Origin of the sequence: uncultured Olegusella sp. (assembly GCF_947253395.1) — a bacterium.
Taxonomy (GTDB): Bacteria; Actinomycetota; Coriobacteriia; order Coriobacteriales; family Atopobiaceae; genus Olegusella.
This window is the reverse complement of record NZ_CAMXYY010000083.1, coordinates 1-6,139: the sequence shown is the minus strand read 5'-3', so window position 1 is coordinate 6,139 and position 6,139 is coordinate 1. Positions and strand designations below refer to the sequence as shown.

The following is a 6,139-nucleotide window of genomic DNA, read 5'->3' as shown; positions in this document are numbered from 1 at the left end:
ATACAGGATGATTTTCTAACTTCTTAGCAAGTGCCTTTGCGGAGTCTGAAGGTCGAGGATTGCCGCCGATTAACCAAAATGTATGCTTGAGTTCATCTCGAAGTTCTGGAGTAGAGAAAGGATATTTTTCTTGAGTGGTGAGTGCATTGAGGAACTGATCTACTTCTGCATCATGCTTAAATCGCCCACTGTCGTTGACCGAGAAAAACTCATTGAGATCGAAAGCAAACTCTTCGGTCTCATCATTGATAGTAATTCCTTGACTGAGCTTGTCAGCGATTACGTCACTCATCTGGTAGGTAAAGAGGTTGAGTTTTGGCAAATCCTCATAGGGATTAAGAAGCTCAGGGTTTTTCTTATCCCAGTTAGTCTTTGCCTGCTGCTCATCTGCGTAGGTCCAGTTAAAAATGGCATCATTCTCGAATTTACCCGAAGCGAGAGCCTTAAAAGGAGTGCCGGAAAGGTGCAGGGTAAATTTGCGCTTGATATGGTCAAACGTAACATTAGTCTTGTAGGTGTCTACACCTTCGTGAGCTTCGTCAATGATTAGCGCATCCCAGGCGAGTTCAGCAATATGGTCAAGTTTGGAATAGTTTCCACCAAATGCAATTGCGCCTTTGAGGTCTTGAAGACTAACAAACTCTATGCAACGTGGACAATTATTCTTAGGCGCGTTTGCCACAAGGTGAGAGAAATCCTCACGTGAGATGACATGCTTTGCTCCCTTAAGTGAGGAGACCTCACTAACAAAGTAGTAGCCAGACTGAGTTCCGAGGAACTTTACATAGTCGGAATACCAGCTGTTTGCGATAGCAGGGCGGTTGGTAACAATGAGAACTTGTTTTGCGCCAAGCTGTTTTATTAGGTCATAGGAGCTTAGAGTTTTGCCAAAGCGCGGTTTTGCATTCCAGAGAAACTCTGCATGTTCATGCGAGTGAGCATAGCTAAGGGCTTGTTTAGTTGCTTTTACCTGTTCATCTCGCAAGATGTAGGTAGACGGTTCATCAGTTGCGATTAACCCACGATTTTCTCTGAAATCTTGGTAATGTTTTTTACTAGTAGGTCCGTCTATATGAAACCACTCAGTATTTTTGCCAGATTCTTCATCAACGGCGCGTTCAATACCGAGTTTTTCGAGATAAGCGTGTAGGTCATAGTCTTTAAAGGTGGTAGGCTCTTCGCCATCATCAAACTCAGCACGGCCTTGCCATTGTTTTTTTGCTTTTACTTGGGCAGTTCTGACCTGCTCCTTAATGCGCTCATCAACTGATTTTTCCGTGTACCCAATCTTTGACCAACCCTGATGAGCCGCAATCTGGGGAGTGGTATAGGAATAAATCATCGGACGTACGGGTTTGGAAGCTTTTACAAGCGATGTGATGTTGGAGGTGGCCATACTTAGCTCATCTCCTTCACGTGTGTCTCAATAAATTCAATCTCTTCTTTAGACAAGCCATATTTTGTATAGAGCTGCTGGTCGATATCGTGAATAGATTGACTCCAGTCGATATCAGAGTTCGACGTAAAGTCTTGGAGGGGTACGTATGCCCATTTATCTGGTGATATATCCTGCGTAATTTTCAATATACCTAATAAAGCTCTTGAAAACTTTCCTTCAATATATTTTTTGGCGTTGGCCGCTTCAATTTCTGTATCAAAGTTGCCAATACTAATAAAGGTTTCAGTAGACCCAGTAGCTGGTGTACCAATGATTGGGGCAATTAGCATTTCGCCGAATTGTCCACTCCCGATTGCCTTTGATAAAAACAATTTGTAGCTGTTTAAGTTAACTACAGGCTTAATGAAATCTCGCCTTATGTACTGGTACTCTCGTTGATTGTTTCTTCTGCCTAATATCCGTATGTAATCATTTCCATCTTTAGGTACTGATAAGTGAAATACCTGCGGCAATCTTTCGAAAATGTTAGTGGAAACATCATACGCATGTCCTTTACTTAACTGTTCTTTTGCCTCAGGATGTTCAGAATGCATTTTGTCTGTGAATCTATAAGCGGTACGAGTCACGACGATATTGCTAAAGCTTTCAAAAGTTTCGTCTTTACATACCTTTTGCATAGCAGAATTTAATTCTTTATGTGGAGTAAAAACCCTAATAGGTTCAAAAGAGCGCATATTATCATGCAGGGTAATTGCAATACCGCCTTTTATATCGACGCCTGAAAAAACGCTACTTGCATCAGGTTCAAACTGAAGCACCTTAAAGTGCTCATCTGAAAGCATTTTGCGATTCCAGCTTTTTGGGGTAGACCCTGCATTAAATAAAAAACGAGCAGGGTGGACTAGAACACACCGATCTGAAACCTTGTTAGCCGCATCAATAAAGTCATTGTATATTGGCTTTTGGAAGGTCTTTTGGTCTCCAACCGAAGTGTCTTGATAAGGCGGGTTTCCGATTACGCCATAAAACTTTTTCACAGCAACCTTCCTTCTTCCTCAACTTTAATTGAGGCGAACGTCACCTTTTCTTTGTTGTGATTCCAGTCGCAAACCTTGCAAAGGGGAGTGCACTCCTCAGATGTCTCGATACCAAACTCTTCGAAACCTGGTAATTGTGCCTGTATGCCCCATCGACTCCCATCTGCGACATCGGGAATGCGGTCAGTGAGACCATCCATTTGCCAGAAGTTCCAAGAGATAATCTCTAGGACTTCTTTAACTTCTTTTTCACTAAGCCACTCACCCCAGCAGAACTGTTTCCACTCAGCCATGGTCATGAGGACATTGATGCGTGCGATAAGAAGAGAGTCCCCCTGATATTCGTAGCCGTAGACATTGCGTAGGACGATTTTTGCGTGCTTCCACCATGCGTCATAGCTGCTCGTGTTCTCTGTTACGACGCGGAGCTTGCGGTCGAGGATTCCGATGCGATAGGGGATTTCTAAAATATCGCCCGTAGTGGTGTCATATCTACTGCAAAGAAAAGGTGCTTCCCCGCAGGTAATCTCTAGCATGCGATTGCTGACATATTGGCGCCAGGCACCTTGGGCGCCTGCAAAAGACACTTCGCTACTTGGAGTCCAGCTATGGCTGTCGGCAGATTCTGTATTGAAGGAGTTTCGACGGTTAAAAAAAGCTTCATCCATATCATTGTTCATGCGATTGCAGAGCCATGAGGGGGTAAAGACTTCAGCTTTGCCTTTTGTTCGCGCTGCTTGGGCTTCAAGGGCTTTTGCAACGCGTGGGCGGATGACAGATGAAAGTGGTCCGGTGATAAGGCTTGCCTGCATTTCGTCTGCCGGCATAAAGCCTGGACCCATCGAGATGTATTCATCGGTGGCCCAGTAGATATTGTGCCGAGCTGATCCGCGCTTTCCAACACTTCTCGTGCGATCAACCAAGAGAGCCTTGAACGTATTAATTCCGTAATGATTGACCACACTGGCAACGATATTGCTGTCTGCTATGTTGCGAACGTGGGTCAATGGAGCTCCAAGAGTGTTAGTAGATGTTTGTTGTCTAGTAGCTATCTTAAGCCCTACGGCTATTGTACGGGCGAGCTAATCGGTAATTGTTGTCTGGCAATTTATATGTCTAATATTTGTTGATAACTATTAGATTTTCTCGTCTTTTGTGACAGTATTCGAAGTAGTCGTATGTGCGTGCTTTTAGGTCTATTTTTATAAGCATAGGAGAGAAGGTTTTGTGAGATAAAGCCTAGATATATTTGAGTGATATGAATTTTTCTGTCGGAGGTGGGAAATCTTGATTACAGTGCTGCTTGATACGAATATCATCATGGATTTGGAAGATACGGGGCATCCGCTATCAAAAACAGCTGCGGAAGTTTTAAAACGCGCACGAGGAAGTGTGGACCCCTTTATTCATGAGCTTCAATATGAAGACATCAACAATGATAAGAATGATTTTCGGCGTAACATTTTGCTTACGCGCATCGCCAAGTTCAAAAAAATTAACAATCCTCCAGAGCCGACGAAAGAGAAGTTTCAAAAGTGTGGTTGGACATGTGTTACTAGAAATGATTTTATCGACAACGCTTTACTTCTCTGCGTTGAGAAACATGCGGTGAGTTTCCTCATTACCAATGACAAGGGGATTCTTGAGAAAGCTTTTCAATCTGGCTTAAGGGATCGCGTGCTTACGCTTGATGAATTTGAAGAGATCCTACCTACCGCCGCTGAACCAATCAATCTTGCTGCGGTTAATGATTCCTATTGCTATGAACTTGACATCGATGACCCGTTCTTTGACTCGCTTCGCGCATCCTACGATGGCTTCAATGATTGGTTTGAGAAGAAATGCTGTGAGGCTCAGAGAAAATGTTGGATTGTAAAAAGGAATGAGGAAATTGCTGGTCTTTGCATATACAAAGACGAACAGGGTGAACCAATTAATGATGGCGGTTTAATTCCACGGGGCAAGACACTGAAATTATGTACATTAAAAGTTGGGGAATCTGCTCGCGGATGTAAGATAGGTGAGCGTCTTCTCTACTGCGCTTTTAATTATGCACTGAAAAATGGCCGCACTGCTATATACTTCACCACTAACGAATCGCAGCAGACCAGTCTCATCGAACTTGGATATGAATTTGGATTTGATAAGAATGGTTATCATGGCAGTGATGCTGTGTATCTGAAGTATATGGTGCCACAATATGAAAAAGACATCTCAGTAGACAATGCGGAGTTTATCCGACGCTTCTACCCGAGTTACAAAGATGATGAAGGAATTTCTAAGTACATAGTGCCCATTATCCGTAAGTGGCATGAGCGACTCTTTCCTGATATATCTGATTTGAGTAGATCGCTCTTCCGTGATTTTGCGGATTTATATGCGGCCGAAGGAAACACGATTAAGAAAGCCTATCTAACTGGTTCTCCGATAACGATACCCAAAGTGGGAGACTTACTTCTCTTCTATCAAACGAAGGATAGGCAAGTTATTGATACGATGGGGGTAGTTGTAGGCGCGACTAGGTCGGCTGACGTTGATGAAATAGTTGCTCTTACCAAACGTCGAACAGTCTATAATCCTCAGGAAATTCAATCCCTTGTAACCGGTGCAACAAAAGGAGTACTAATCATCAGTTTTAATCTTATTTGCTACTTCGAGGATCACCCTGTAAGCCTCTCAGAAATGCGGCACATTGGAATGAGTGCACCTCAATCGATAGCCAAGCTATCTGAAGCGCGCTATAGGACGATAAGGGCGCTTGCGAAATAGATCAAATTAATCTACATATATGAAAGACTGAGGAGCGCGTTTAACCTTGGGAGCATAATCTGCGATAGACCGTGGAGTATTGAACACTAGTACCTCGCCAAGCTTTATTGCATATGCAGTATCTGTGCCTTCAAAGTACTTCAGGAAGCTATCGTGGTCAATCCCGCCATGTTTACTAGTCTTATTCCACAATTCCTCAGGGGATGATTCTAGTATGTCTTCGATTATCGCCTCTCCCACCACAGCACATTGAGGGTGGGTGCTGTAGATAACAATAGTGTCCACACCTTGCCTGCGGAAGGTTTTGCGCCGGTACTCATACATCTTTTCGCCGTTCATTATGCGATCGACATACTCTGGCTTTATAGATAACATGACTTTCATTTTGTCACTGCCTCAGGCTTTTCAATACTGACTAATATTTCGAGATTCACTGGCTTACCGAGCTCTGCAACCCAGAGTATCGTTGGCCCGCCTAGTTCGGGCTTGGGAAAGAGCTTATAGAATTGATCTGCTGTTGTCTGAGCAAGCAGCATTACCTTCTCGTCATCATCCCTGCCAAAGTGAAACGTGTGCAATACTTCATACGTACCAAGACTTTTCCCAGTTTCAGCACTTACAAGATGGATGGCATCTATTGCTTCGAGGGAGTCAGACCGCACCTCATAATGCTTTATACCTTGCTCAATGAGCTTGGCATAACGATCGAGAATCTTTGCGGTTATTATCGTAGTTCTTTTCAAAGCCTGAATCCCTTAGGTACTAGTCGACCTCAATGGTCGAGATTATGTATCTTATAAAGCTATAGAATACCTTTCTTTTGCTCCCAGCATGTAAGAAAAAGCAACCTAGAAGAAAGTCAGTAATCTCAGATGCTCTTTGAAACAACTTGGGACGATTAGACACGATTGAAGAAAGAAGCATCCAGGATATC

General features: G+C 43.3%; 6 protein-coding genes. 1 reads left to right on the top strand and 5 read right to left on the bottom strand.

The genetic code is table 11. The features are described from left to right. From Q0X25_RS06635 to Q0X25_RS06625, 3 genes are all read right to left on the bottom strand, one after another. Positions 1-1,396 (bottom strand): DEAD/DEAH box helicase family protein (locus Q0X25_RS06635; RefSeq protein ID WP_298580276.1); only part of this gene is annotated, 1,396 nt, incomplete at its 3' end. 2 nt (positions 1,397-1,398) lie between these two features. Next, the gene (locus tag Q0X25_RS06630) at positions 1,399-2,436 is read right to left on the bottom strand and encodes an Eco57I restriction-modification methylase domain-containing protein (protein WP_298580274.1); all 1,038 of its coding nucleotides are present in this window, start codon (positions 2,434-2,436) and stop codon (positions 1,399-1,401) included. Next, positions 2,433-3,443, bottom strand: coding sequence for a hypothetical protein (locus Q0X25_RS06625; RefSeq protein ID WP_298580271.1), 1,011 nt, complete (start codon positions 3,441-3,443; stop codon positions 2,433-2,435). The genes Q0X25_RS06630 and Q0X25_RS06625 overlap by 4 nt, the downstream gene beginning before the upstream one ends. A gap of 289 nt (positions 3,444-3,732) precedes the next feature. Between Q0X25_RS06625 and Q0X25_RS06620 the strand changes: the two genes are divergently transcribed. Beyond that, positions 3,733-5,205, top strand: coding sequence for a GNAT family N-acetyltransferase (locus tag Q0X25_RS06620; RefSeq protein ID WP_298580279.1), 1,473 nt, complete (start codon positions 3,733-3,735; stop codon positions 5,203-5,205). Between the two features lie 6 nt (positions 5,206-5,211). Here Q0X25_RS06620 and Q0X25_RS06615 read toward each other — a convergent pair whose 3' ends face one another. Together Q0X25_RS06615 and Q0X25_RS06610 are read right to left on the bottom strand one after the other, a co-directional pair. Then, the gene (locus Q0X25_RS06615; protein ID WP_298580268.1) at positions 5,212-5,589 is read right to left on the bottom strand and encodes an ASCH domain-containing protein; all 378 of its coding nucleotides are present in this window, start codon (positions 5,587-5,589) and stop codon (positions 5,212-5,214) included. Further along, complete coding sequence (locus Q0X25_RS06610) at positions 5,586-5,948, bottom strand: hypothetical protein (RefSeq protein WP_298580265.1); 363 nt, start codon at positions 5,946-5,948, stop codon at positions 5,586-5,588. Before Q0X25_RS06610 ends, Q0X25_RS06615 begins: the two co-directional genes overlap by 4 nt. Positions 5,949-6,139: the final 191 nt, after the last annotated feature.

What these genes read in the sequence shown, in the direction of transcription:
- Q0X25_RS06615 (WP_298580268.1), bottom strand. Translation starts at nt 5,589, where the DNA reads ATGAAAGTCATGTTATCTATAAAGCCAGAGTATGTCGATCGCATAATG.